This is a genomic window from Arthrobacter globiformis (assembly GCF_030815865.1).
GTDB classification, from domain to species: Bacteria; Actinomycetota; Actinomycetes; order Actinomycetales; family Micrococcaceae; genus Arthrobacter; species Arthrobacter globiformis_B.
The window spans coordinates 2,270,098-2,294,614 of the sequence record NZ_JAUSXI010000001.1; the positions used below are offsets into that span (position 1 = coordinate 2,270,098).

27 protein-coding genes are annotated in these 24,517 nt (G+C 58.9%); 19 read left to right on the forward strand and 8 right to left on the reverse strand.

Annotation, left to right across the window (positions count from 1 at the left end; genetic code table 11):
• Nucleotides 1–12: 12 nt before the first annotated feature.
• The 8 genes from QFZ33_RS10345 to QFZ33_RS10380 all read left to right on the forward strand — a co-directional run bounded on the left by QFZ33_RS10345 (nt 13) and on the right by QFZ33_RS10380 (nt 5,050).
• Entirely contained in the window at nt 13–825 is an 813-nt protein-coding gene (locus QFZ33_RS10345; RefSeq protein ID WP_307027131.1) for a C40 family peptidase, read from the forward strand.
• Nucleotides 826–1,001: 176 nt separating this feature from the next.
• Nucleotides 1,002–1,763 carry a hypothetical protein gene (locus tag QFZ33_RS10350; protein WP_307027133.1) on the forward strand — a complete coding sequence of 254 codons (762 nt, stop codon included), beginning with the start codon at nt 1,002–1,004 and terminating at the stop codon, nt 1,761–1,763.
• Between the two features lie 83 nt (nt 1,764–1,846).
• The gene (locus QFZ33_RS10355; RefSeq protein ID WP_307027135.1) at nt 1,847–2,218 is read left to right on the forward strand and encodes a hypothetical protein; all 372 of its coding nucleotides are present in this window, start codon (nt 1,847–1,849) and stop codon (nt 2,216–2,218) included.
• Between the two features lie 144 nt (nt 2,219–2,362).
• Complete coding sequence (locus QFZ33_RS10360; RefSeq protein ID WP_307027137.1) at nt 2,363–2,905, forward strand: hypothetical protein; 543 nt, start codon at nt 2,363–2,365, stop codon at nt 2,903–2,905.
• The gene (locus QFZ33_RS10365) at nt 2,892–3,068 is read left to right on the forward strand and encodes a hypothetical protein (protein ID WP_307027139.1); all 177 of its coding nucleotides are present in this window, start codon (nt 2,892–2,894) and stop codon (nt 3,066–3,068) included. Before QFZ33_RS10360 ends, QFZ33_RS10365 begins: the two co-directional genes overlap by 14 nt.
• A gap of 62 nt (nt 3,069–3,130) precedes the next feature.
• Entirely contained in the window at nt 3,131–3,592 is a 462-nt protein-coding gene (locus QFZ33_RS10370) for a hypothetical protein (RefSeq protein ID WP_307027141.1), read from the forward strand.
• Nucleotides 3,593–3,652: 60 nt separating this feature from the next.
• Nucleotides 3,653–4,585 (forward strand): TIR domain-containing protein, encoded by a 933-nt coding sequence (locus QFZ33_RS10375; protein ID WP_307027142.1) that lies wholly within the window; start codon nt 3,653–3,655, stop codon nt 4,583–4,585.
• 87 nt (nt 4,586–4,672) lie between these two features.
• The gene (locus QFZ33_RS10380) at nt 4,673–5,050 is read left to right on the forward strand and encodes a hypothetical protein (protein WP_307027145.1); all 378 of its coding nucleotides are present in this window, start codon (nt 4,673–4,675) and stop codon (nt 5,048–5,050) included.
• A gap of 38 nt (nt 5,051–5,088) precedes the next feature.
• On the opposite strand, the gene QFZ33_RS10385 is transcribed toward QFZ33_RS10380, so the two are convergent.
• Nucleotides 5,089–5,373, reverse strand: coding sequence for a hypothetical protein (locus QFZ33_RS10385; protein ID WP_307027148.1), 285 nt, complete (start codon nt 5,371–5,373; stop codon nt 5,089–5,091).
• Nucleotides 5,374–5,427: 54 nt separating this feature from the next.
• Here QFZ33_RS10385 and QFZ33_RS10390 point away from each other — a divergent pair, with 54 nt between their 5' ends.
• On the forward strand, nt 5,428–6,219 hold the full coding sequence (locus QFZ33_RS10390) for a hypothetical protein (RefSeq protein WP_307027150.1): 792 nt from the start codon (nt 5,428–5,430) through the stop codon (nt 6,217–6,219).
• A 12-nt stretch (nt 6,220–6,231) separates the two neighbouring features.
• Here the strand turns inward: QFZ33_RS10390 and QFZ33_RS10395 are convergent, their stop codons facing one another.
• The 4 genes from QFZ33_RS10395 to QFZ33_RS10410 form a co-directional block, all read right to left on the reverse strand.
• Nucleotides 6,232–6,867, reverse strand: coding sequence for a biosynthetic peptidoglycan transglycosylase (locus tag QFZ33_RS10395; protein WP_307027153.1), 636 nt, complete (start codon nt 6,865–6,867; stop codon nt 6,232–6,234).
• 920 nt (nt 6,868–7,787) lie between these two features.
• Nucleotides 7,788–8,744, reverse strand: a complete 957-nt coding sequence (locus QFZ33_RS10400) for a hypothetical protein (protein WP_307027155.1) — start codon at nt 8,742–8,744, stop codon at nt 7,788–7,790.
• A 110-nt stretch (nt 8,745–8,854) separates the two neighbouring features.
• The gene (locus QFZ33_RS10405; protein WP_307027157.1) at nt 8,855–10,045 is read right to left on the reverse strand and encodes a hypothetical protein; all 1,191 of its coding nucleotides are present in this window, start codon (nt 10,043–10,045) and stop codon (nt 8,855–8,857) included.
• Nucleotides 10,046–10,334: 289 nt separating this feature from the next.
• On the reverse strand, nt 10,335–11,006 hold the full coding sequence (locus QFZ33_RS10410; RefSeq protein ID WP_307031764.1) for a zinc ribbon domain-containing protein: 672 nt from the start codon (nt 11,004–11,006) through the stop codon (nt 10,335–10,337).
• Nucleotides 11,007–11,151: 145 nt separating this feature from the next.
• On the opposite strand from QFZ33_RS10410, the gene QFZ33_RS10415 reads away from it, so the two are divergent.
• The 8 genes from QFZ33_RS10415 (at nt 11,152) to QFZ33_RS10450 (ending at nt 19,939) form a co-directional block, all read left to right on the forward strand.
• Nucleotides 11,152–11,439, forward strand: a complete 288-nt coding sequence (locus QFZ33_RS10415) for a hypothetical protein (RefSeq protein ID WP_307027158.1) — start codon at nt 11,152–11,154, stop codon at nt 11,437–11,439.
• 63 nt (nt 11,440–11,502) lie between these two features.
• Nucleotides 11,503–12,852 carry a type IV secretion system protein gene (locus tag QFZ33_RS10420; RefSeq protein WP_307027160.1) on the forward strand — a complete coding sequence of 450 codons (1,350 nt, stop codon included), beginning with the start codon at nt 11,503–11,505 and terminating at the stop codon, nt 12,850–12,852.
• A gap of 22 nt (nt 12,853–12,874) precedes the next feature.
• Nucleotides 12,875–14,350, forward strand: a complete 1,476-nt coding sequence (locus QFZ33_RS10425) for an SCO6880 family protein (protein WP_307027162.1) — start codon at nt 12,875–12,877, stop codon at nt 14,348–14,350.
• Nucleotides 14,351–14,592: 242 nt separating this feature from the next.
• Nucleotides 14,593–15,807, forward strand: a complete 1,215-nt coding sequence (locus QFZ33_RS10430; protein WP_307027164.1) for an ATP-binding protein — start codon at nt 14,593–14,595, stop codon at nt 15,805–15,807.
• Nucleotides 15,808–15,816: 9 nt separating this feature from the next.
• Nucleotides 15,817–17,628, forward strand: coding sequence for a type IV secretory system conjugative DNA transfer family protein (locus QFZ33_RS10435; RefSeq protein ID WP_307027166.1), 1,812 nt, complete (start codon nt 15,817–15,819; stop codon nt 17,626–17,628).
• Nucleotides 17,615–18,124 (forward strand): hypothetical protein, encoded by a 510-nt coding sequence (locus QFZ33_RS10440; protein ID WP_307027168.1) that lies wholly within the window; start codon nt 17,615–17,617, stop codon nt 18,122–18,124. Before QFZ33_RS10435 ends, QFZ33_RS10440 begins: the two co-directional genes overlap by 14 nt.
• Before the next feature lie 87 nt (nt 18,125–18,211).
• Nucleotides 18,212–19,369 carry an ArdC-like ssDNA-binding domain-containing protein gene (locus tag QFZ33_RS10445; RefSeq protein ID WP_307027170.1) on the forward strand — a complete coding sequence of 386 codons (1,158 nt, stop codon included), beginning with the start codon at nt 18,212–18,214 and terminating at the stop codon, nt 19,367–19,369.
• A 60-nt stretch (nt 19,370–19,429) separates the two neighbouring features.
• The gene (locus QFZ33_RS10450; RefSeq protein WP_307027173.1) at nt 19,430–19,939 is read left to right on the forward strand and encodes a single-stranded DNA-binding protein; all 510 of its coding nucleotides are present in this window, start codon (nt 19,430–19,432) and stop codon (nt 19,937–19,939) included.
• Between the two features lie 1,057 nt (nt 19,940–20,996).
• Here QFZ33_RS10450 and QFZ33_RS10455 read toward each other — a convergent pair.
• Nucleotides 20,997–21,413 carry a hypothetical protein gene (locus QFZ33_RS10455; RefSeq protein WP_307027175.1) on the reverse strand — a complete coding sequence of 139 codons (417 nt, stop codon included), beginning with the start codon at nt 21,411–21,413 and terminating at the stop codon, nt 20,997–20,999.
• A 645-nt stretch (nt 21,414–22,058) separates the two neighbouring features.
• Complete coding sequence (locus QFZ33_RS10460; RefSeq protein WP_307027177.1) at nt 22,059–22,391, reverse strand: hypothetical protein; 333 nt, start codon at nt 22,389–22,391, stop codon at nt 22,059–22,061.
• A gap of 398 nt (nt 22,392–22,789) precedes the next feature.
• On the opposite strand from QFZ33_RS10460, the gene QFZ33_RS10465 reads away from it, so the two are divergent.
• Both QFZ33_RS10465 and QFZ33_RS10470 read left to right on the forward strand, forming a co-directional pair.
• The gene (locus tag QFZ33_RS10465; RefSeq protein WP_307027178.1) at nt 22,790–23,209 is read left to right on the forward strand and encodes a hypothetical protein; all 420 of its coding nucleotides are present in this window, start codon (nt 22,790–22,792) and stop codon (nt 23,207–23,209) included.
• Between the two features lie 15 nt (nt 23,210–23,224).
• Nucleotides 23,225–23,638: a hypothetical protein gene (locus tag QFZ33_RS10470; RefSeq protein WP_307027180.1), complete on the forward strand. Its 414-nt coding sequence runs from the start codon at nt 23,225–23,227 to the stop codon at nt 23,636–23,638.
• 343 nt (nt 23,639–23,981) lie between these two features.
• Here the strand turns inward: QFZ33_RS10470 and QFZ33_RS10475 are convergent, their stop codons facing one another.
• Nucleotides 23,982–24,509, reverse strand: coding sequence for a hypothetical protein (locus QFZ33_RS10475; RefSeq protein ID WP_307027182.1), 528 nt, complete (start codon nt 24,507–24,509; stop codon nt 23,982–23,984).
• Between the last annotated feature and the right edge of the window lie 8 nt (nt 24,510–24,517).

Below are 24,517 nucleotides of genomic sequence, written 5' to 3' on the forward strand. Positions count from 1 at the left end.
AAGCAAATGGGTGTGCCTCGCGACTGGCAGATCATCGCGATCATGATGTCGTTGCAGGAATCCAGCCTTAGAGTTCTGGCGAACTCCAACGTGCCTGCGTCGCTCCGCTTCCCGCATGATGGTATCGGCAGCGACCATGATTCTCTCGGCACTGCCCAACAACGTCCCGCAGCCGGCTGGGGGACCGTCGAGCAGCTGATGGATCCCGCGTACAACGTGCGGGCCTTCTACGGCGGTCCAAACGGACCTAACCACGGAAGCCCCCGCGGATTGCTGGACATCCCGGGCTGGCAGTTCATGAGTAAAGGTCAAGCTGCACAGGCCGTCCAAGTCTCAGCGTTCCCTGAACTGTACGCCCGGTGGGAGCCGGAAGCCGACGCAATAGTCGATGCGCTCGCTGGCGGTGTGGTTGCAAGTAGTTGTTTAGAGTCGGCGAGCGACTCACAGTCAACAATCCAGAACCTGAACCTAAGCCAGGTTCGAAAGGACCTCCTGCGGTTCGCCAAGGAAGGTCTCGGTGGCCATTACATTTGGGGCGGGACAGCGTTCAAAGCATGGGATTGCTCCGGATATGTGCAGTGGATCTATCGTCAAGCAGGAATCAACCTGCCACGCGTCGAGCAGTGGAGGGTGGGCGTTCGGACCCGCAACCCGCAGCCGGGGGACCTGGTCGTTCAGAATGCTCAGGGGCCGAACAATTGGGGACACGTAGGCATTTACGCCGGCGACGGCAAGATGTACAGCGCGCTTAATCCCGCGGTCGGCACGCTGCTGCATCCGATAGCGTGGAACTCCGACACGGCGTACTTCGATCTGCTGATGTGATCGCGCTTCGGAGGTCCCGAAGCAAACGAAAACCGCAGCCACCGTAGTCAGCGCTGGGCCGTCATAGGGTGGAGTGTTCTGTTCCTTGACGAGGCGTCAAATCTAGGACACACCACGCGTTTCAGCAAACCCAGGCCCGTGATTGGTTGTCAGTGGCCACTGGCAGACTTGCTTCCATGACTGATGAGCAATTCGCTGAGCTGCTACGAGCAATACAAGACAACCAGCCAAGCTTTACCGACTGGATGGGAGCCGTTGCTGGCGCTCTGACATTTCTTATCGCTGCTGCCGCACTCTGGATTGCTTGGGGCCAACTGAAGGAGGCTTCTTCAGCACGTGAACAAACGAAGAAGCTCGAGCGGGAGAAATCGCAGCCATACGTCGTGGCCTTCCTGGAGGAGAGCGCCATAGGCTCACACATCATCGATCTCGTCGTCCGGAATTATGGCCAGACCGCGGGTCGCAACATCCGTCTCTCGTTCGCACCCACGCTCAACCGCACAGACGGTAACGGGGGCCAGGAAGATGTCATCCTTCCCGAGGTGATCTCCTTTTTGGCTCCGAGCCAAGAATGGCGGACGCTGTTCGATGTTGCCACCGAGCGAGCACACCGGGAAGACCTGCCGTTGGTCTACAAAGGGGTGGTCACCTACGAGGGGCTTGACGCTGATCCCCAGAAGAGCGACGTCGTCATTGACCTTCGTCCTTTCAAGGCCCGGATCTTCCCAGAGATTCTTGGCGTGCATCACGCGGCGGTGGCACTCCAAGACATCAGCAAGAACCAGAAAAAATGGAGTGAGTCTCCACAAGGAATCAAAGTCTATTCACGAGACGGCGATGCGAAAGACGCGAAGGTTGTCGAACAAGCTCGCCGCTGGAAGGCGCGGCGCGAGGCAGAACGAGCTGCTGAAGCCCAAAATGACCCCAAGGAAGGTTAGAAATCGAATGGCGTCTCGGCGCAACATGCCGAAGGGCTCCGACACGGCCAAGGGTTGTCCGTGGCATTGGATAGCGTTTGTACATGCGTGCCATTGATCTTGAAGCCAGAGTTATCTCCGCTGTAGATCGAATCCGTACCGGTCAACAAGTGGAGCACGACCTCATTGAATGTAAGCGCAGTTGGCCGCAGGAGAGTAAGGCTCGTCAATTAGCCGGGAGCCTGAACAGAGCAGGCGGCGGTGATCCCGTGGTTTACATCATCGGCATTGATGAAAAGACAGGCGATGTTCACGATGTTTCCGGGACCGATGTCGTTGACTGGTGGGGCCAGATCACTCCAAAGTTCGACCAAATTCCGCCTGAGATGGTCCGGCACATATCAGTACCAGTGGGGGACAAAGGCGAGCACGTCGTGGCAGTGGCCTTCGCTCAGACCGGGCGCCTTACGTCGTGAAGACGGGCAGCGCCAATCCAAGCCTTGAAGTCCCTATGCGCGAAGGCACCGGCACCAGAACTGCCCGGCGCGATGAGCTGCTTCGTCTTTTGATTCCAACCGTTTACCGTACCGCGGGCCGTCGTTTTAGAGGCTGTACTGACTATGGAAGACCACGTTCCGACTCCGGCCCGGCTGAACGACATTGTCCAACCAGATACTGTGCTGGGCCCTCCGGGGGAGGTCTACTCCTTCGGTTCAGTGAGAATCTACGTCGAGCACAACGGCAAAGATCTTGTGAGCTTTCCAGCACATGGCATGCGTGGACGCGTCATTGCTGGGGAACGTACCTTCCCCCTGAAAGTGCGACAAAGCAGAGAAGTGACTTCTGCCAAAGATGCAAGGGATCCTTCGCCCGTGGCAGTTCACTACGACGGTGTCACCGTGAAAGGTCCTGGTGCCGTCACCGTCGACGTGGAAGTCGCTGACGTAGATCTTGACAGTGCTGTCTGGTTTGAGACGTCGCAAAGTGTGCGATATGAGATTGAGTTGGACGTTCTCCACGCCGTGAACCCTCTGAGGGTAGATGTAACCCTCAACCGCAGGGAGGACGACTGGGACTCATACGACAGTGAAAACGAGTACCAAAGGGCTATCGGACAGTGGGACTTCAATCATCCGGTTGGGTGGATGAATGGCCGATCCTGACGAGCCGCTAAATGGTGGTGCCAGCTATATGGAGTCATGGGACGACGAGCCGGCCTGTACGTTCGACCCTGACAATGGCTTTGCCATTAATCAGCGCAGCCTGGATACTCTGCGATGGTATGCCTATCTGCGCGATCTAGATGAGGACGACAAGAGGGAGTAAGCCAGCCCGCGAACGGTCAGGATATATCCTTTCCATTAGATTCGGAGACCAAGGAGAACTACGTGGGGATCATTCGCAAGACGCTCAGTATCGGCCTTACTGGCGGACTTATTGGCTTCCGGTCGAGGTCGGAAAAGGTCGCCCGAGATGTCAAAGTGACGGCCAAGAATTCCCAGTACCAGACAGCGTTGCTCAGGCGCCAGAACGCGCTCACAGAGCAGCAAACCGAACTTATCGCCAAGAACCACGAGGAAGGCTACAAGATAGCAGGGCGGGTCACCCCCACCCCTGCCTCAACAGAGCCGACCGAACCGGTAGACATAGCGCTGTTTACTAGGGCATCCGACATCGTGGTTCGCGACCAAGTTGTCTCGCGTCGGGTACTGCGCCAAGAGCTTGGTGTGAGTTATGCAACGGTAGAGCACTTCCTGACGCTCCTCGAACAGCAGGGTTACGTCAGTGACCAGGATCCCAACGGCGAGCGTGACGTGCTGTGGCCCAGACGGGGCGAGACCTCTTCCTAGGGGACTACCCGCACGTTGGTAGTCTTGGCTGAGCAGTTTTGTTGACGATGGGGAAGTATCTTGAAGGTTTTCATTAGCTGGTCAGGTAAGAAAAGCCATGCCGTGGCAAGCGTCTTGCATGAGTGGCTGCCGACGGTCATCAATTCGGTAGAGCCGTGGGTGAGCAGCGAAGGTTTGAGGGCAGGCCTCAAATGGAATCAACAGCTTGAAAAAGAACTCAACGACACGAGCTTCGGCATCATTGTGGCAACCCCGAAAAATCAGCACGCCCAGTGGCTTAATTTTGAAGCTGGGGCTCTATCTAAGAAGGTCGGCGGAGCCGAGTCACGGGTTGCCCCGCTTCTGATTGACTTCAAAAAAGTGACCGATTTGGTCGGCCCGTTGGCGAGCTACCAGGCAACGGAGCCGACCAAGTCGGGCTTCCATGATTTGGTCGCGTCCATCAATGAAGCTCTTGGCGATGACGCCCGAAGCATAGAGCTGCTTGATAGAGCCTTCGAAGTATGTTGGCCAGCCCTCGAAGCCATGCTGAAAGACGTGAACGAGAAGTACAAAGAGGACGCGGAGCAGCCGGCCGAGTCCGCTGCCCCACCAGCTGCTACTCGTCCGACGGAAGACATGCTCTCTGAGATTTTGGAAACCATCCGTGATATGAACCGGTCAGATACGCGGCTGAAGAACATTCTCGATGAGAAAACCAGCAGTCGAAAGACCCGCAGCGGCTGGTCCGATGGCACGAGGAAGACAAATACGGTGACAGCTGCCATCACTAAATTCCTCAGGGAAGATGGGCATGAACCGGCGCAGGTTTTTTCGACTTTGGATGGCACCACACATATCTTCCTCTCAGAAAGCTTGCCTGCAGTAGAAGAGAAGCGCATTTATGACTTCCTTTCCGCTACCGGTCTCATCAGTGGAGGACTAAAGTTTAATTACCCAGACGGCGAATCTGTTGAGTTAAGCTTTTCAAAAGACCCGAATCGCGCGCCTTGAGAGGAATACCACTTTGCTGTTCAGGAAACGACGGTAGCAACAACGCCAGAGGCTCCAGTTAAAGCGGAAGAACCAAAGACGGTTAGTGTGCCGGTCATTGTGGCAGAACAGCCACAGCCGACCTCTCCGCCAGCCACAGGCAGCGTAGAGCAGATCGTTAGGGAAGCGGCTCGTAAATACGGTATCGATGAGACATACTTCGTGAAAAACGCGATGTGCGAAAGCACTATGACACCTAGCAAGGTCAACTACCAGTACTGGGAAGATAGCCAGGGAACGGCCCTAGGAGTTGTAGGCGAGCGGTTTTACCCGTCAGGCATGATCCAGCACGTCACAAAGTATTGGCCTGCCAGAGCGGCTAAGTACGGCTATGCAGGAGCACGCGTCTTTGATGCAGAGGCCAATGCCAACGTGACGGCGGGGATGTTCCGAGACGGCGCAAGGAACTTATGGGAGTGCAAATAACGAACAATAACGACGGCTATGCGAGGGCTGTCGTTCTTTCATAAATTGCTACTGCCCTTCCAGTCTTCCGGCGTCACTCGCTTGATGTTTGAAGCCTGTGCCCAACCCAAGTGGTAGCCGCCAGATGGATCAAGCCATTCAATTAGTCCGTAGGTGTGGGTCCAAGCAACCGCCTTTCCGTAGATGCCGCTCACGTAGACCAGGGGACGACCGTACTTGGGGAAGTCTCGTACTGGTGCTGGATCATCGATCGGGCGGGCCTTGTCGGCGTCCATCCGCGCCATCATCCGCTCGATGTCTTGCGGAGCTCCACCCTTGATCATGGCATCTATCTTAGAACATACGTTCGAATGATCCGAGCTTGCTAGTATCTAGCCATGTCGATGCTGCCGGGGGATGCGCCTAGAAAAACGCCGAAGAACTTGAGTGCTGGGACCAAGCGGCTCGTCAAGAAGACGATAGTGCGGCGTCACACCAAGTCCCGTGAGGACAAGTCAGGGGTCCGATACGTCACGACGGGCTACGGGAAGAAGAACCCGAAGACTACTGTGAGGGAACCAATCCCACGCCCTAACCTGATCCGCCGAATCTCCAACGCGCTCTACGGAAGTAAGCAACCCGAGGCCCAGCCGATTACCGTACGTATCTACCTAGACACTGACGACGCAGTTGCCACTATCAAGGTCATCAAGGCGGTCGCCGATGTCCTGCAAGGCGCAGGCTACGGCAAGACGAAGATTGAAAACGTCGAGAAGGGCTCTATTCGTATACGTATCAGGGCATGGCTTGATGGCGATGACGGGCATAAGGCGCAGCAAGTAGCTAAGCAGAAGCTCGGTGAAGCGGCCACCTATGCAGAGCAGTGGGCCAAGGACGCCACAGTGAACAAGCAGCGGGCGGAAGTCAGTGCGATCAACGCGCAGACAGCGCAGACCTTGATGGAATCCGTAAAGGACGTAGACAACATTGCGCTTCAGATGGATGAATGGCTCATTGTCAAATACGTCGATGCCACCGGCAATACCCACGGTTCAGTACGGAAGCTGACGGTCGTGGAGTTGCAGTTGATTGAGCGCAACCCAGGACTGCTGAATGAACCTGCCAAAGTGCTAAAGAACCTTGCGATGCTGACTTACGGCGAAGAGCATGGTATCGCTATCGAGGGATAGGCCAAGACTGGTCTAACGGTTGAGTAGGCTTCTCACACTCTGGGGCATTGTTGAGCCAGCATCTTGATTGCCTCGCTTGGCTTGGTTATCCGACGCCCTATCCGTGATGCCGACTGACGCTACCGCTACTTTCCAGCCACCCATGCCTTTTGCCTGTCGTGGTACCCACACGTTGCTTGCACCATGGAGGTCATCCCAGGTCTTGGGATATACAGCCTTGTCAACATAGGCGCCGCCTTCTGACGCGCGCTGTATGAGGTCTGGGAAGAGAACGACACCCATGAGCTGTGCTGCGTGGTATTTCGTCATGAGCCACGGCGGAGTATTGAAGTAGTACCAGCTGGCGGTGCAGTTGCCGTAGAGCTTCGGTCCAAACTGGGCGTAGTTCAGATACAACTCCAAAATGCGCTTATCGGTCAGGACAAGACTTAGCTGACTCGCCAAGCCGGCCTCCAGGGCTTTACGGAGCACTGACTGTTCCGGCCATAGGTAGATGTTCTTCGCGAGTTGCTGGGGGATAGTTGAACCGCTGGGATCAGGTTTGCCCTCCACATACGCCTTGGCTCGCGCCTTAAAGTCCTCCACATCGAAGGCGCCTGGGCGGGTGCCTAACTGCTGGTCCTCATGTGCGATTGTCGCAGCGATCATATAGTGGCTCACATGGTCGATGGAGACGTACTGGTAACGACTGGCTCCCCGGCCTGCAGCATGTGTGCCGTCCGCGGGGGAGTGCCCAGATGAATGAGATTGCGGCCAGAAACGTGATGACAACCACGGAGAGAACGAGCTTGAACAGGGCTCCAATAAGGGCTTTCATTGTTTGGGACTTTCCCGAAAAGAATACTCCACGCCGTTGTGGAGGTATTCGAATTATATCGAATTCGGTAAAAGCCCGCTTTTAGTCCGTCCTGTGGATAACTAAACCGAGCACCCAAAAATAGTATTGCTTATTTTGCCCCTATGCCTCATGGTAATGCCCAGAATTAGACAGGAGCGCACTCCGATGAAGATAAGGAAGCAAAACCAGCTAAAGCAATTCTAATTAGCGCCGTCATTATGGGTATGGGCGCAGGAGCAACCGCATACATGGTCAGACCACTCAAACCAGCACAGGACAAAGGCAACGCATCAATACAATAGCCGACGAAGACTGCGACAAGATCAACCAGGAGGCCGTACCAGGTAATGTATCTGCACCAGAAGCGCCGGTAGTTGCTGCGAAACCAGCCGAGACGACAACAAGTCCAGTTACAGAGCCAGAAGCGCCTGTAGAGCCCCAGGCGAAGCCACAGACCTATAAATGGGCCGCAGAAATGACCGCAGCCGGCATCGCTGCAGCTGACCATGGCTACGTCACTGACATGGTGCTTGAAGACTCTGGCTGGCGCTTGGTGATGCGTGATAAGACGGTGTGGCATCTAGCCAGGCAGACTCAGGGCACGCTGACCGAGCAATTAATCCAGGTCAACAAGTACGTTGAGTCCGCTACGCCGGTTCCTGGGCGGCGGCGCACAACCAATATGCGAGCACGGGAAACTTCTAGTGCAGGCACCGCGCCACGGCGCGCATTACCGGATCACCGGATCGCCCGTCTCAGTCAGGATTGTTGGACCTGTAAGGCCATCGAGAACGTCCAGCGCATTGGATTTGATCGTCCCGATTTCCAGGGCTGAGATGATAACGCCCGTGGCCTCATTATTCTTTGTCCACCCCTTCTTATTCAGGATCAGGGCGGTGACGAGTCCTATCACTCCAAGAGCGCCGTTCAGCCAGGGATTGACGGCCAATCCAAAGATCAAAATCAAGATGCTTATTGCAGCGATGGGAATGGCTACGCTAAGGCGGTAATCCGCTTCTGACTTGTGGCGGTCGTAGGAGTCGTAGAGATCCTTATTCTCCTTTTGCAGTTTGGTGGCCATTGTGGGAATTTCCTTCTCCATCAGCGAGAGGAGGGCAGGGGCGATGTGATTGAGACCGTCTTTGCGCTTTTGAGCGTCAATCTTGTCATCGTCCCCGCGAGCATCCTCCACGTACTTCTGCTCCACGTCGCCCTGCGGGTGGGGGATCTTGTACTCCAGATAAAGGGACTCCCAGGGCACCTCTCGCTTTTCAACCCGAGCCGAGGCCTCGGTAATGAGCCGGTGCATGCGGCTGCCGGCGTCGCTGGCCAGGAGCCGCTGATGGTCACTCATCTCAGCGATACGGACACGCTTCCACTTCTTCTTGCTGTCTGATTCGACGTCAGGAATTCTCGTGTATCCGTACCGGGGCACCAACGCCGTGAGGTACTTGAAGTCCACCGCCAGCAGGAGGCCGATCATGTACGCGAGAAAGCTGAGCACGACCACTACGACGGCGCCCGAGAGGTATTCAGTCAACGCATTGACCATGCCCAGGAGACCATCCTTGCGCGCTTTGCTCGGAAGCGGCTTCCCGAGCAGGATCCAGGTACTCAACAGCCACAGATATCCAGTGACTAGGGGAGTTCGAAAATCACGGAATCCTGGCAGGATCTGGGCAAGCATGGAGGTCTCACTTTTATGGGCTAGGAAGGACGGTTGATCTTAACACTGCGGGAAACGCCAGCTGGAAGTCTGCCGGCTTGTCTGGAGGTACTAAAGCGAAAGCAGCAAAATCAGGTTGTTTGCGTTGTCTTGTCGTCATAGACATCGGCCGGAACAGCGTCAAGGCGTGTGGTCATCTGCGATTCGATGGTCCCGATCTCCAGAGCGGTCACGACGACGTTGACCGAACTGAATCGCTTCTGAAAGCCCTTGACGACAAGTGCGACCACTGCGATTAGTCCTACATAGCCAGCCCAGGGCCACAGTACTAGCGTCCGATCTGCACCCAGCATTATGAACTGAACCGACAGAACTGCTAGCGGGGGAGCGATACTGAGACGGAACTCGGACTCCGACTTATCCCGGTCGTAGCTACCGAAGAGCAGGGCGTTCTTATCTTGCAGTTTGATAGCGAGGGAGGGAATCGACTTGATGTTTTCCTCAACCATCGGCTCCTTCAGCTGCCTGAGAGCATACTGACGCCAACTCTCGTTCATCGCTCGCTTGTCTTCATGATGGTCAAGACGGAAGTCGTCGTACGCCTGTTCCGTCTTAAGCATCGGTTCTAGTCTGAACTCGCGCTGTATCTTGAACCCGTCGGCAGCCCGTAGACGCGCTCTGTGAAGCGCTGCTTCGACGTGGCCCTCAACGATGGCGCGATCAGTCATGGATACGTAGGGAAGCCTGAGCCTGGAACCCAGCCGGACAGTGGAACCTGGCTTGATGTCGACCATCAGCAGCATCCCGATGACATACGCGAGAAAACTCAAGACGGCTATATAAACCGTTGGAGTGAAGAACTCTCCAATGGAGTTGATGGCGCCCATGACGCCATCCTTCGCATCTTTGTCAGGCAGCGGCATCTCGACGAGGATCCAGAGGACTACGATCCACAGGTAACCCGTCACCAGGGGTGTCCTGAAGTCTCTGAAGCCTGGCAAGATTTGAGCGAGCAATGGGGTCTCCCTACTAAACGAAACGGCCTTCCGTAGCCTAGCTGCATGCGGCGCAGCCACTAGAATGGACACCTGTCCCGCCCCTCTGCGGCAAGCACCGTTGCGGTGCAGCTTGATCACTTCAACGGAAGACGGCGCTCCAATATGACTTCGTCGCTTAGCGATACTGACCTGGGCCTGCTCGAACGAACTCTCAACGAGGTGTACGGGCACGAGGAAAAGAGCCGCGGGGCTGTTCCCACTCGCCAAGAAGTCGTCGACTTCATGCTTAACCTCATTGGGTACACGACGGACAAGCCCGTCCATACGCAGCGACTCCTAGAGCCTTCGTTTGGTGATGGCCGCTTCTTTCTGTCCGCTGTTGAGCGTCTAATCATTGAGTGGCGCGACCAGGGAAGCAGTGACTACCGCGAACTGCTCGGCTGCATTAGAGCCGTGGAGCTAGATGTGTACTGTTACTCGTCGTGATACTTGGTGGCTAACTGACTGGTTCGCTTCTGGTGAATCGGGAATGGAACCGGAATCATCTTTTAGCAGGTGATAAAGCATTCGCCCTATCTTGTACTTCGGAAAACCCTGGCCCTTTATGCGTGGGTCAATGTAGATCTTTGTCGACGAGCGTGTCTATGAGTTGGCGACGCCAAGGCAGATCTGCCTTATCCCAGGCTTCTTTGACGCTCTGACCTGCGGGAATATTCGCGAGCGTTGTCTTACTCGACTCTTTGTCTAGCTCTCGTCCTAGAGCGTCCAGGCGAGCTTGAGCCGTGGTCTTTGCTGTCCTGTACTCCGCGAACGACATCTCGCCAGTTGAGTAGAGGTTCAAGATTTCCTGCAGGCGCTGAGCCTGGACGTCCCGCTCGCGCATCAGCTGCTTCAATGCTGGCGTGGCCGACATACCGCCTTCCAGCAGCTCACCTAGTTCGGGGGTATCAAGCCGGTAAATGATGCAGTCGATAACCAGATCTTCTACTGGTGCTTGCCGGCGCTTCACCGTGCCACAGCCAACCTCGCCCCGGAGGTCATCGATCTTCCGACAATTGAAGGCGGGCTGATAGTTACCCTGCCTGTCTTGCGCACTGATGATGTTCATACGTTGGCCGCAGACGCCGCAGAAGACGAAGCCCTTGAGTAGATGCTTACGTGTATAGGTGCGAGCCCCGTAGAGTGCTTGTCCTCGCTTGATGGCTAGCTGCAGATCTTCCCAGATCTCCGTAGAAATGAGCGCCGGCCACTGTGCCGGATATTGGCTGTCGTTGTGGACTCGAATGCTGAGGTTGCGGGGTCTGACGGCAACATTTCGAACGAGGTCTAGGTCTGCAGGACCCTACTAGTCATGTAGTCCAGTACCACCGCCTCCATGAACTCGTGAGCCAATCTGCTCATTCCCATGAAAACGACAAACGGAGTGCCCGATGTTTCTCGCAGCGGTAGATCCTGGCATCACCCCAAACGCGGATTTCCCCTTTCTTGATTCGCTCAAACAGATCGGCGGTGGCATCCTGGTCGGCGCCTTCATCGTGATCGCCATCGTGGCGATCATCGGAGCCGCGATGCTCCTGGCAGGCAAGCTGAGCCAATCCTCACGTTTGGCATCTGGCGGCGGCATGATTCTGCTTTGGACCGGCCCGGTGGCTGCCATTCTGGGCGGTATCAACGGTTACATCCTCTGGTCCCAGACGGCGTTTCCGCTCGGGTTCTAGGTCGAATCAATCGTGCCGGTTCAGTGTGATCTGAACGGATGGTGGCCGCCCGGTTGCGGTCTCGTGTCGCAGGCTAACGACGGCGTCCAGAGTTCCATCACGTCGTTCTTTGCCAGCATTCTGGAGAACGTCGCTTCCTGGATCTGGTCCTTCATCACGGGTGCTTTCGGCGTCTCGAAGGTTGATGATTCCCAGTGGGACTCCGTTCTGGGGCTGACGAACTGGTGGGTAGTCGTCATGATGACCCCACTCGCCATTGCGATGATCCTGCAGCTGTTGTCGGGCCTGATCAGCCAGCAGCCGCGCCGGCTGGTGCGGGCGTTGGTTGGCGGTGCGACCGCAATTCCCATGGTGGCCGGCGCTGTCTACCTGGTTCGCCAGCTCACCAAGGTCGGTGATGACGCCGCCACAGCGCTCTTGGACACCCTGGACACGGATCCCTATGTCCTGTTCATGCGGCTCTTCGGCTTCGAGAAAGCACCCAAAGACTCCGGGAGAGACTGGAATGTCGTCTCGTTGGCCCCCGGGTCGAGTAGCGGCGCTGGGGGCGCCGTCGTCGTTACGGCCATGGCGGTAATCGTTGTCTGGATTCTCGCATTCATACTGATGTGCTCGATGATCTTTCGGTCCTTCGCGCTCATCCTGCTCGCCGCCGGCGCCCCTGTTGCTCTCATGCTCATGCCCTGGGAAAAGACGCAATCGTGGGCACGTCGGTGGGGCGAGATCGTCGTCGCCTTGCTGATAGCCAAACCGCTCGCCGCAACCGTACTGGCCGTGGCCATCAAGCTCTTCGCCGAGTCGAAGTCATTCGCTGGCCTTAGCGCCGGCGTCGTAGGCATGGCCCTGGCCTGCGGCGCACCGCTGATGGCTTTGCGCCTCGTGAGCTTCGCCGGCGGTGAGTTGGCTGCCGCCGCGCAAACGGCTGGCGGTGGCCACGTTCTTTCGCGGAGTTCCGGTTTCGCCGCGCGGCAGGTCAGTCGACAGACAGGCGGCCGCTTTACCCTCGCGGCATTGGCCAGCCGCTCGACCATGAGTCGCCCGATCCAGTCGACCAAGGCACAGTTCCCTACGCGCGCACTGCCGCCAAGAGTGCCGCTGCCGGGCCAAATAGCGGGAGCTGCGCCGGCCCGAACTTCCGGTGGGAACGCCGCGGCCTTAATGCCCGACGGCGGCACACAGGGTCAGGGTTCAACGTTTCCGCGAGCGCGAAGTGACGTTGCGGATTCCCCCCAGTCGAGTCCGAACGCGCTGAGTGGCTCGCTGGCTACTCAAACAGGCGAGTGCAGCGAGCGCCGGCCGGCTTCACCGGCGTCGGCTGCAAGCACGGCCGCCCCAAGCGCCACGGCGCCGCCGTCTCCCATCCGTCCCCAAACCACCCCAAAGCCTCCGATTGACAGAGATTCCCATGACTGAAAACTCAAGGACCCTAGATGCCGTGAAATTTCCCAGGTACGAGCGCCGCGGGCTGTTCATGGGCCTGAAGTGGTACCAACTGCTATTGCTGGCGGCCGGCGTTCTGGTGGCCAGCGTTGCCTCGGCAGTCCGCGGGCCCGCAGGCATATTCACCTCGGGGCCGTTGTGGCTGGCCCTGATACTTCTCGGACTGCTGCAGTACTCAAGGATTCCTTACCCGGTGTGGGTCAGCCATGCTGTGCTGTTCTTTTACAGGTTGGCGGTGAAGCAGACTCGCTTCCTGCTGCGTCCGGAGCGGCCTATCCTAGCCGGGCGACTGGCGCTTCCGGGCGGATTGGGGAATCTGGAACTGCGCCGTACTTCCCGGGGTGAGTCGTTCATCATGGACTCCCGCGGCGGGGAGGCGATAGCCGTGCTGCGCTGTAGCACGAAATCGTTCGCGCTCATGGACGGCGACGATAAGGCCTGGGCGGTACAGGCGTGGTCGAGGGTGCAGGCTGGATTGGCCCAGCGGAGCAGCGTGGCCAGGATTGCTGTCCAGGACTACACCGTCCCGTATCCCTCCACCTCCCTGCGGGATTTCTACGAGCACGCCGCCGGGCGGCAGTCCGGCAATACCGAGGAACTCACCTGGGGTGAACGCTCGTACGAGGATCTGATCGCGGCGGCCGGTTCGGCGATGAGCCACGAATTGTTGCTCGCCGTCGTTCTGGACACTTCCAAGGCCCGACGTCGGATCAGGGAGGCAGGAGGAGGGCTCATCGGCCTCGAACGGGTACTGCGTCTGGAGGTTGAAGCGATTACCACGGCCTTGGGGACACACAGCGTCAGCGTCGAAGAGTGGCTGCCCGAGGGCAGCATCCTTGACGTCGTTCGTGCTGCCTTCGATCCCGCAGCCGTGGCCAAGGCGGATAAGCAACCGGGCGCCGGCACAACAGGCACGGAGCGCGACGACGAATCAGACTCGCCGACTTCCTCCATCCTCGCAGCGCCTATGGCGGTAGAGGAGCATTGGACCCACGTACGGACGGACACCGGCTTCCATCAAACGTTCTGGGTAGCCGAATGGCCCAGGCAGAAGGTCTTTCCGGGCTTCCTCCACCCCCTGATCTATGTCGGTGAATTCCGCCATACAGTGACAGAGGTGGTCCGCGCTGTGCCGACAACCGAAGCGCTCCGCGACATCCGGTCTGCCCAGGAAGCCCATGAGACCCGTCGACGGATCAACACGCGCTTCGACAGGCCTCTCACCCGCGAGCAGAAGGCTGAGGAAGAAGAAGTCGCACAGCGGGAGGAAGAAATCGTCGCAGGCCACGGCGATGTGCGGCCCGCTGCCTACGTGACCATCACCGGAACAACAATCGAGGATCTGGCCCGGCACAGACAGGAACTGGAGTCGGCTGCCGCGGGAGCCTTCGTCGAACTTCGCTTGCTGGCGGGGCAACAATGGGCGGCATTTGTGGCGGGTGCACTCCCGTTCGGACGGGGGCTCCGATGAAGCGCTCAATGCACGCTGTTCAGTACGTGCCATCAGGCACCAACCGGAGAGGGCAGAAAGAACGACGACGGCCCGAGACTTCCGCGGAAAGCAGCCCGTCCGTTTCCCTGCTGGAAAAACTCGGTGCGAAGCTTGGCGCCAGGATGGACGGCCGGGACCGCGGCGGCGACTGGGGGAGCCGAGAACCGAACTCCCTGCGTGGTCCTCACCGTCTGCGGCCGGCACCGCACCGGGCATCCACCATGACTTTTGCAGCCGCCTACCCATTCATCACCGAATCTGGGCTGGGCCACGAAGGAACCTACATTGGCACGGATGTCTTCGGCTCTGGGGCGTTCTCCTATGACCCATGGATTCTCTACGACAAAGGCGTCATCAGCGGCCCATCGATCGTTGTTATCGGCACTGTTGGAACCGGGAAATCCATGTGTGGCAAATCCCTGGTGGCCAGGTCGATAACGCTCGGGCGGAAGGCCGCCGTCGCCTCCGATCCCAAGGGGGAGTGGGTTGCCGTCGCCAACGCAGTTGGCGGCAAAGTTATTTCGGTGGGCCCCGGCCGCCCGGCCCGCGTCAACCCACTCGACGCCGGGCCGCGGTCCAGCGCCCTCAGCGAGGCGCAGTGGCAGGCAGTGGTGCGTCAACGCCGTCGTTATCTACTGGTGGCGCTGGTATCCCTGATGCGGCAAGGGACGCCCCTGCGCCCCGTGGAGCATACCGCCTTGGACATGGCCCTGACCGAGACGGTCGCAGAGAACTCGAATCCCACGTTGCCGATGGTGCTCGATCACCTGCTGAACCCCTCAAAGGAAACGATCGGACTGGTTGGCAAGGACGGCGGACTGGCCGTCAGCCACTCCCTGCGGCGGACAGTCTCTGGCGACCTGGAAGGAATGTTCGATGCTCCTTCCACCGTCGCCTTCGATGCCGACGCGCCCATGATGGTCATGGACACCTCGGCGCTCATCGGTGCCTCCGAACAAGCGCTGGCGCTCGCAGCCGCATGCGGGGCTACCTGGCTTGAGGCGGCCGTCACCAATCCCGACGGCGGAAAACGGCTCGTGGTTTACGACGAGGGCTGGCGCATGCTCGCCGACCCCTACATGCTCGCCAAAATGAGTGAACAGTGGCGGCTGGCCCGTACTTACGGGATCGCGAATCTGCTCATCATGCACAAAGTGGCTGACCTCAATGAAATCGGCGACAGCACCAGCGGCCACCGGCAAAAGGCCCTCGGCCTTCTCACCGAAGCCGATACCAGGATCATCTACCGTCAGAAGCACGACGCCATGCGCCTGACCAAGGAAGCACTCGGTCTGTCCGAGGCCGAGTGCGATCACGTGGAAAACCTCCCCAAGGGCGTTGGACTCTGGAAGGTTGGAAACCGGTCCTTCATCGTGGCAAACCGCGTAACGACCGATGAGTTAGAAGTATTCGGCACCGACGCCCGGATGTTGTGAGGCAAACCCATGACTTCCCGTCGAGGTACCGACAACCCCTTGCTCACCGCTGCCCTCGTTGCCGCGGCCGCTTACATTTGCCTCTGCTTTCTCGTTCAGGCCGCCGCAAATCTCGCCGTGACTTGGCGCTGCGGCAGAAGTACGCCGTCCCCGTTCAATCCGGCAGCCGCCGTCGGACTTTTCATTGGCCGGATCGACTGGATCATCCATGCTCCGCAGAGGTGCGACGTTGGGACAGGCAGCGTCTGGTGGATCGTTGGCCCGATGCTTCTAGTACTCGCGGCGCTCGCCGTCGGGTCCGTCTTGCTTTGGCGCAGATGGAAGCAATCCGGCGCGTGGCTGCGGCAGGACATCCTGAATCGTGAGGGCATCGCCCGACGGGCGGAGATCCAGCAGGATTTCGGTCGGAGGGCCGTCCTGAGACGAGGGAAAGTTACAAGGCCGGGACTGGCCAAGCCGCAGATCCAGGACGTGGCCTGGACGTTGGGCCGATCCCGCGGCGTGACCATCCATGTCTCCACGGAAGAGTCGATGGTCATCCAGGGTGCTCCGCGCTCCGGCAAGGGCCTCTACGTGATCATCAATGCCATCCTCGATGCCCCAGGCGCCGTGGTGACAACGTCCACGCGGGCCGACAACCTGGCTGTCACCATGAAGGCGCGTGCCAGCGGAGGGCGGCCGGTAACTGTGTTCGATCCGCAGGGCATGTCCGGCTTGCCGTCAACCCTCCGCTGGTCACCTGTGCGGGGGTGCGAGAACCCGGACATAGCCACCCGCCGCGCGCTGGTCATCACTGCGGACACGGAGATGAAGGGCGAGAATGCGGCGTGGCAAAAGCGCTCGCTGATTATCCTGCAGTGCCTTCTGCACGCTGCAGCTTTGTCTGGTGAGGGAGTCCGAGCTTTTCGCCGATGGTCGTCCAGCCCGGTCTTGGCACGGGAGGCGCTGGAAATCCTCAGCCGGAAAGACGCAGCCTTGGGCTGGCAGGCGGACCTGATGGGCATCCTCGAGGATGACCCGAGGAACACTTCCAACTCGTGGATTGGTGTTTCGGCTGCCGTCGCTCCGCTGTCCTCTCCGAAAGTTCTCTCCGCCTTGGATCCCCAGGACGAATCCGAGGAATTCGATCCCAAGCGGTTCATTCGAGACTGTGGCACGCTCTACCTGATTGGCACCCGGGCAGGCGCTGCCGCGGCTGGTCCTTACCTGTCGGCCCTGATTGACGACATCGACAACGCCGCACGTGAGATGGCGTTTGTTGCTCCGGGCGGCAGGTTGGACCCCCCCTTGTCCCTGATCTTGGACGAGATCGCCAACTTGGCCCCATGGCCGGGGCTGCCCACTGTTCTCTCCGATGGCGGCGGCATCGGCATCTCGACCCTTGTCGTCCTGCAGTCGCTCTCGCAGGCACGGACCGGTTGGTCTGTCGACGAAGCAGCCACGATCTGGGACTCAGCCATTATCAAGGTGATTTTCGGCGGCGGCTCGGACGAACGTGATTTGCGTTCCTTAGCCGGGCTGCTTGGGGAGCGCAGCATCACGCTCAACACCCGGTCCTGGTCCGCGCAAGGGCGTCAGACCGGTGAACAGATACGAGAAAGCCCGGTCCTGCCGCTCCATGAGATCCGTCGTCTGCCAGCCGGCACCGCCCTGATGCTAGGGCGGCGCAGCCGCCCAATCCTCCTGGACCTGCGCGAATGGCACAAGCGAAAAGACGGCGCCGAACTGGGACGGTCCAAACGGGAGGTCGAACAGGCCCTGGCGGACGGCCATGTTTTGCGACAGCAAGCAACAGGTGAGGTGAGCGATGACCAGCCGTGACGACGTCGAACGCTTTGAGATCCCCTCATCTGGAGCAGAAGACGATGAACTGACAGCGGAGCTCTTCCGCTCCGCGTTCCGTCCGCCGAGCCGGACATCCGGCGTAGCGCATCGCTGGCGGGAGCTGACCGCTGAGCAGGCCCCAAACGTGTGGACCGCTTTGGCGGTCTGGGTCCGGTGGCTCGTTGGCACCTATCAGCTGACAACGTCCGTGGTTCCGGATTGCTGGTGGCGTCACTCCGAGATCGTTGCCGAGCTCTACGCGCTACAACGGGCGGAGCTGGCCTCTTACGGAGGCGACGATCCTGGATTCGGACCCTTGGCCTTCCACGAAAGGCTGCCCCACGCCGTCGAACGTCTGCGGACGCATACAAGGACAGCCGGCTGTGTCGGGTTGCAGGCACACAAGGACCCAACGCCGAGAGCCTTGCCCACGGACGCACCAGAGTTCATTGAGTGGCAGACCGCTCCCCATCAGTCCGGACTCGAGTTCTAAAGTCAGGCCGTTGCCGCGGCTGAGGACATGAACAGATATCCGCTGGATCGCCCCGGCGGAACCCAAGAAGCACGGAAGGCGGCTGTCGTGGCCCCCAAATCTGACGACGCGTGGAACGACTTGGCGGCAGATGCGCCCTCGAACACCAATGAATCCAGTGCGCGCATGACACCGGAAGAGCGCATCTCCGTGTTGACCGACGGTCTCCACAAGATCCTTGATAAGGCAGTGGATTCTCCCTCGCACTGGCAAGTACTGCTTGACGCGTCATCAACGCTATGGCGGTACTCGGGCGGCAATGTCGCCTTGCTCATGTTGCAGATGGCCCAACGCGGCACTGAGGCACCGACCCTGGTCGCTGGATACAAGGAATGGGCCCGCCACGGTCGTACTGTGTCTCGGGGTGAACACGCACTCTGGGTTATCGCTCCGCGCACGGCCCGAGTCCAGCAAGTGGCGCTTCCTGACGGGACCCGGCAACGCATCCCCGCGGGCGGGCAGCTGCCACACGGCGCCGTCGACGATGGCAAGAAGACTGTTATCACCGGCTGGCGCGGTCAGGCGGTATTCGACGTCTCCCAGACACAGGGAACTCCACTGCTTGTGCCACGCGGCGGTGCCGACTCGGTAGCCAACGCTCCCGAGCTGTGGAGCTCGCTTGAAGCTGTAGCGAACAGCCATGGCTTCAAGGTTGATGTCACGGCGGCGCAGTACGGGCTGACCAGCGGCTTTACAGATTTCGCCGAACACCGGGTCCAGGTTGGCGCGTGGCTCAGCCCTGAAGAGCGAACAGCGGTGCTCGCACACGAGCTCGGACATGTGCTTCTTCACGGACCTGATGACGAGCTGGGGAGGCTCTATGGCAGCAGCGCCGACCACCGCGGACTGGCTGAGGTAGAGGCTGAATCCGTGGCCTACACGGTGCTCAAGGCCCACGGGATAGACCGCGGCCCCCAATCTGCGTCCTATCTGGCCGGTTGGGCTGACGCCGTCCTCGATGCGGAGCACGATGCGATGGCCCAAGAAGGATCTCGCAGGCTGCCAGCGTCACGTGTGGACATCGCGAAGTCGGTACTGGGGCGAGTCACCGCTGCCAGCAAAGGAATTCTCGAAATCACGATTCCTCCGGGATTTGGCGGCAAGATCACCGCTGTCGACGCGGATCCTCGGCTGAGTCCGACGGCGACATACGTCGGGTTGGGAGGACCCACGACGTCGGACGGGCCGGTGATGGCAGGCCCTTGAGTTCGACGGCATCTATCTGTCCGGCGGGAAAGTCCCACCGGCTCGTGGAAGGACAAGGAAATGAGTACCAGGATCCCGATTAACATTGCCGGCAACCTCGTTGCCGACCCTGAATTGAGCGTAGGCGAAAGCGGCGTGGCGCACGCCAAGCTGCGCGTCGCCGTCAACCAGCGAATCCAGGGCGCGGACGGCACTTGGCAGGACGGTGAACCCGTCTTCCACAATGTGTCGGCGTTCCGAGCGCTGGCAGAGAACGCAGCGACCTCGCTGAAGAAAGGTGACCCGGTCACTGTGGCAGGTGAGCTGGAATTCCGCTCCTACGAGAAAGACGGGGAACGCCGCGAGGCCCGCCGTATTGTGGCAGACACCATTGGACCGGATTTGCGCTTCGGCGCTGCGGCCTACCAGCGGTCATCGCATGCTGCCGTTGCGGCTCCGGCTCCTCAGGTTCAAGTCGGTCGCGAGCCGGCCCCGGCGGAGCCTGAGGTGCCGGCGTATAACGTCTCGCTTAAGGGCCCGGTGTTCTTGCCCCCTAGAGGCCAAGCGCCGGGGAATCAGATCAGCTTTTAGGGGCTGCTGGTGGATTGGGTTGCGGGGGTCGTGGCCTGACTAGACGGATGAATCGGAAGGCAAGCTTGGCTGTCTTCCGATTCATCATTTAAGGGAGCCGTTGCAAGTAGTCCGTTCTAAGTGATCTCGGTCCTCTTTTCCACTTTGTTTGACCGCATCATCGCCGACGGAGCGCCGGAGATGCTTTCCCCGGCTCCCGCCGCGACCCCAAATGATTTCTTCCACACTCGGTCCACCGATGGCCTCCAGACTCAGGCCGTCCGTGCGCCGACGATAGAGCGCTAGGCTCGAATGGCAACTTACAGCTGCGGGGACCGCCCATAACCCTGACGGGATCGCCTTCCGGCGAGCCGGGCAAGCGGCCCTGGGGACTGCAGCGTTCCCGGGCTTCGATCCGTCCGTCAACGGTTTGACAAGGTCGTGAGCGTTTCGGCGCCATGACACGAGGGCCTTCCCACGCTAGTTTTGGCAGGAACCAGCTTGATTCTTAGAACAGGCGGCCCGAGCAGTCTTACGGATATAGGCCAAGACGTCCGGGATAGGGCCGAACGTGGGCTACTAATGGTGCCCACCGGGCAAGAGGAAATCGCAATCATGATGCCCGTGGTTCAGTGTTAGTACTCCTAGAGCGGGAGGAAAAACAATGAGCGTTGAGGATATGAAGGTTAAGTTCGTTGGCAAGCGCGTGAAGTTCACTGGCATGTTCGGGAAGACTGACGGGTCTGTTGCGAAGGTTTGGCGCATCACGAATCACGGCATTTGGGTTACGCTACCGGACGGTAGCCGTCAGCAATGGCACCCTGAGAGCATCACCGTTGTACTACCCGTGAATGACAGCACTAACCGCTAGATTCAGCATCAAAGGCCTCTGCTGGGGAGTTTCGCACAATACAGTTCAAGAACAAGTTTCAATGGGGGAAATCGTGGGTCTCACAACAACTACAACCGCGTCAGTAAAAAACCTCCGCCCTTCGGAGTCCACTACCTGAACGCGGAGGAAGCCCCGCCGGCAGGATTAGCCGGCGGGGTTTCCTATTGACACCCAACGGCTAAGACATTAGCCGTGGCAGACGGGGTCGAAAGTAAATACATTCGTGGCCGTATTGACGGTGGCGTGAAGGTCCTGGTTGGGCGCAGATCCCTTACTGATCGCCCTGGTGTGCGCTGTGAACTCGACATGATCGGTGAAGAAGCGCTGCACTTGCGTCCAATTCATCACGTACTCATTGCCCTCGCTGCCAACTCCCTTGGCGTGCAGCGTGATGCGGTTTAAGAACGAGCCGTCGGCTTGCTCCTTGCTAACAACGTGCACAAAGCCCTGCCCTTCGATGGCTTCTCCGTTGCAGGTGTTGAAATCAAAGGCAAATGTGAAGTTGCGTTCAGTTTGAGCGGGGGCAGCCGTAGCTGCGCCGGCAGGGCCGATCAAGCCTAGAACGAGAAAAATGGGCGCGAGAATACGAACTATTAAACGCATGATGATGACCTCTCTGTCATCTCGGAAACATCCCTAAAAGGGATTCGTAAGTAATGGATGCGCGTGCACTGCACGCACTTATGGAAAGCACCGACTGCCATCAACGCTTGAAGGCGGGGGCAGGAACTACAACCTATCCGATGCACCAGCATCAAGGGAATAGAAATACGAAGAAATTAATCCGGCAGGAATCCACACAGACGCTTCCACCATTGGAGTGAGCGGAATTCTGGCGGCACTTCGCAATCCGCAGCCAGGCTGCGTGGAAGTAGTCCTCGTTCCGCGGACCGGCGCAAGATGTGCCATGAGGCGACGCGGGGCTCTGCATAAAGCAACCTCCGCACATGGGGGACATGCGGAGGTTGCCGACCAAACACGCTACCCAGCTCTCAATTAGTCACTCAACTTGATAAGGGTGCTGGCGAGTTACACGCCGTTAACTTGCGTCCAATATGCTCCCTTTACCGTCGCTTCGGTGGCCCGATTGGGGGAGTGATGCGGCGGTGGGTGGTCCGCTCTGACTCATGGGGGACGGAGCGGGCTACCGCTACTCGGGCAAGAATCCTGGTAGGCGCTTCCGCCAGCGGACAGAACGCAGCTCGGGCGGGCACTGATGGTATTCGATGATGTCCCACTCTGAGGCAGTCAGTCGCCGCACGTTCGCAGTGGGCACCCAAGCACCGTGAAAGCTCCACTGTCATCCAGCCACCGCACATGGATGTGCTGCCCCGTCCAGCGTGAAGCCTCGGCGTGCACCGCCACGGTTCCGCCGCCGGCAAGGGCTAACGACACTTCTACCCTGGGCCAGTGCCCGTACTCCCACGACTGGTATTCGCCGTGGTCCTCGTCGGGGACGGCTTGCACGTAGTCATACTGGACGCCGGCAAGGGTGAACGTGGGCATGGCCCCAATATATCGCCGCCCTATGCCCAGCCGGGTCAGCAGCCTATCCAGTGCGCCAACGTCTACTTTCATCATGCCCTGGACCCTAGAGTCGGGGTAAGACAAAGCGCCCCCTACCTCGTGAGGCGTCTCGCAGCCTTTCCTGGCCGACGATCGGTGAAAAAGAGGAGCGGCATGGTCGGGCGACCATGCCCACAGCGAAGGTTCTTTCAACAGTTCCAATTTATCCCCCAACAGGACACGAAAAACGACCCCCCAAACTGGGGGGTGCAGCCCCAAGGATTCCCCAAGAATTGAGGACTAACTGTTTATCCCGCGGATGAACTTATTGCATCCGGCGACCTGTGAACTATGACGGGCATCTAACTTCCCCGTCAGCGCCTGCGCATCCGCGGGCACACACTTTTATCTATAGCCCGCTTTCGGACAATTCCTAGACACGGGCTCCTTCCTAGATGACAGAGAGGTCATCCATGCGTCCCATCATTCGCTTGTTAGCACCCTTAGCTCTCCTCCTGGCGATGCTTCTTCCCGCCGGCGGCGCGACCGCTGCCCCTGCACAAACCGAACGCACCGAAACTTTCGTCTTTCAGTTCAACACCTGCAACGGTGAATTCGTCGCCGGGGACGGGATCTTCCACACCGTTTTCAAACCGCAGAAGGACGGGGGATTTATCGCACACTTCAACATTAATGCCACGGGCGCCGGCAACCAGGGCAATGAGTACGTCATGAACTGGGTCGGCAAGAGCCGGTTCGTGCCGTCGCCCAGTGACTTCTCGTTCCAAGAGCGCTTCTTGGCCATCAGTAAGGGGTCTGCACCCAATCAGGTGATCATAAGCCGCTTCGACGGCGATGGAATCCCCACCTTCGAAGTCGAGTGCCGCGGCTAGGGGGTTGGGATCATTATGCGCACAGTCATCCGCTTCCTAACTCCCTTAGCTCTCCTCCTGGCGTTCCTGGCCCCCGCCGGCACAGCCACCGCTGCCCCCGCCGACTCCGAACGCTTCGTAGCTTTCGTCGGTTCTTTAAACACCTGCAATGGCGAAATCGTCCAAGCAGAGGGGACGATGCACATCGTGATCAAGGTGCAGAAGGACGGGACGTTTCTCTTCCGCTTCAACCTTCATGCCCAAGGTGTAGGTGACCAGGGCAATGAGTACGTCATCAATTGGAACAGAACGGACCGCTCTAACCAGAATAGCTTCTCGTTCACTGATCGAATCCTGGTCATCAGCAAGGGATCCGCGCCCAATTTTGCCTTCATATTCCATTCGGATTCGGATGGAAATTTTACGTTCGATGAGGACTGCAGGGGCTAGGGTGAGGACTTTCACCACGCCTGAATTGTGAGGCACAAGATGACCCCTGCTGGTCGCAAGACTGGCAGGGGCTATCTTGCGTTCTACCACTCCCTGCTTGTCCGCAACGGGCCATTAGAGGGCTTGGGCTTCTGCTCCCGTGGCCCGTCGCCGCGGGACGAGTTACAAGCCCTATGCATCCCACGTAGCCCCGCAACACCCGGGGCCATACGCCCGCCAGTGTTCACAGACTCGATGTGATCCGCCGTGAAACTCCGTGCGTCCTTCCAGAAGTCCGGGTAAAGCTTCCGGTTTTCGTACTCCCACAGGAACGGGCCACCACAGCCGGCACAAGCCAATCCCTCTACCGAGCTAGCCGCCGCGGGGCCCAGGCAAGGCAATGGGAGGCTTGGATGTAGTAGTTGGTGGGCCACGGTACGCCGGGCATGACTTGAGCAGGATCCGGTGCAATAAGTAGCACAGTGCCGGGCCAGATTGGTTCAGGCAGCGCCTCGAGCCAGGCTGCCTGAATATGGTCAAAGCGCTGCCACTTGATGGTGATCCACGAGCCCGTGGGTTCAAGGCCATCAACGCTCACGACGGTCACCTCCGCCGTCGTGCCGTTCATGCCCTTCGCCTCATCGAAGTACTCCCACTGCTCCCTGGCGTCCGCCATCCAAGAATAGAGCCGGCGTCCCCGGGCTAGCCACACTGCGCCAACACAGACTGTGGCGAACAGGAATGCAATTCCCAAGGCCATTGATACCCATACCGGCGCCCAGTTTGCTTGAGCAGCTATTAGAAGACAAACGACGCAGATCATTGTGGTTACACTGACCAGGACCAGCGCGGGGGTCGCAAGCTTCGGCTTCAGGACTGGGTTCTCATTCATGGGTTACC

Bases quoted from the DNA above. Each gene is read 5' to 3' on its own strand.
- QFZ33_RS10350 (WP_307027133.1), top strand. From the start codon at position 1,002: ATGACTGATGAGCAATTCGCTGAGCTGCTACGAGCAATACAAGACAAC.
- QFZ33_RS10355 (WP_307027135.1), top strand. From the start codon at position 1,847: ATGCGTGCCATTGATCTTGAAGCCAGAGTTATCTCCGCTGTAGATCGA.
- QFZ33_RS10360 (WP_307027137.1), top strand. From the start codon at position 2,363: ATGGAAGACCACGTTCCGACTCCGGCCCGGCTGAACGACATTGTCCAA.
- QFZ33_RS10365 (WP_307027139.1), top strand. From the start codon at position 2,892: ATGGCCGATCCTGACGAGCCGCTAAATGGTGGTGCCAGCTATATGGAG.
- QFZ33_RS10385 (WP_307027148.1), bottom strand. From the start codon at position 5,373: ATGATCAAGGGTGGAGCTCCGCAAGACATCGAGCGGATGATGGCGCGG.
- QFZ33_RS10390 (WP_307027150.1), top strand. From the start codon at position 5,428: ATGTCGATGCTGCCGGGGGATGCGCCTAGAAAAACGCCGAAGAACTTG.
- QFZ33_RS10395 (WP_307027153.1), bottom strand. From the start codon at position 6,867: ATGATCGCTGCGACAATCGCACATGAGGACCAGCAGTTAGGCACCCGC.
- QFZ33_RS10400 (WP_307027155.1), bottom strand. From the start codon at position 8,744: ATGCTTGCCCAGATCCTGCCAGGATTCCGTGATTTTCGAACTCCCCTA.
- QFZ33_RS10405 (WP_307027157.1), bottom strand. From the start codon at position 10,045: ATGGACGGGCTTGTCCGTCGTGTACCCAATGAGGTTAAGCATGAAGTC.
- QFZ33_RS10415 (WP_307027158.1), top strand. From the start codon at position 11,152: ATGTTTCTCGCAGCGGTAGATCCTGGCATCACCCCAAACGCGGATTTC.
- QFZ33_RS10430 (WP_307027164.1), top strand. From the start codon at position 14,593: ATGACTTTTGCAGCCGCCTACCCATTCATCACCGAATCTGGGCTGGGC.
- QFZ33_RS10435 (WP_307027166.1), top strand. From the start codon at position 15,817: ATGACTTCCCGTCGAGGTACCGACAACCCCTTGCTCACCGCTGCCCTC.
- QFZ33_RS10440 (WP_307027168.1), top strand. From the start codon at position 17,615: ATGACCAGCCGTGACGACGTCGAACGCTTTGAGATCCCCTCATCTGGA.
- QFZ33_RS10450 (WP_307027173.1), top strand. From the start codon at position 19,430: ATGAGTACCAGGATCCCGATTAACATTGCCGGCAACCTCGTTGCCGAC.
- QFZ33_RS10455 (WP_307027175.1), bottom strand. From the start codon at position 21,413: ATGCGTTTAATAGTTCGTATTCTCGCGCCCATTTTTCTCGTTCTAGGC.
- QFZ33_RS10460 (WP_307027177.1), bottom strand. From the start codon at position 22,391: ATGATGAAAGTAGACGTTGGCGCACTGGATAGGCTGCTGACCCGGCTG.
- QFZ33_RS10465 (WP_307027178.1), top strand. From the start codon at position 22,790: ATGCGTCCCATCATTCGCTTGTTAGCACCCTTAGCTCTCCTCCTGGCG.
- QFZ33_RS10470 (WP_307027180.1), top strand. From the start codon at position 23,225: ATGCGCACAGTCATCCGCTTCCTAACTCCCTTAGCTCTCCTCCTGGCG.
- QFZ33_RS10475 (WP_307027182.1), bottom strand. From the start codon at position 24,509: ATGAATGAGAACCCAGTCCTGAAGCCGAAGCTTGCGACCCCCGCGCTG.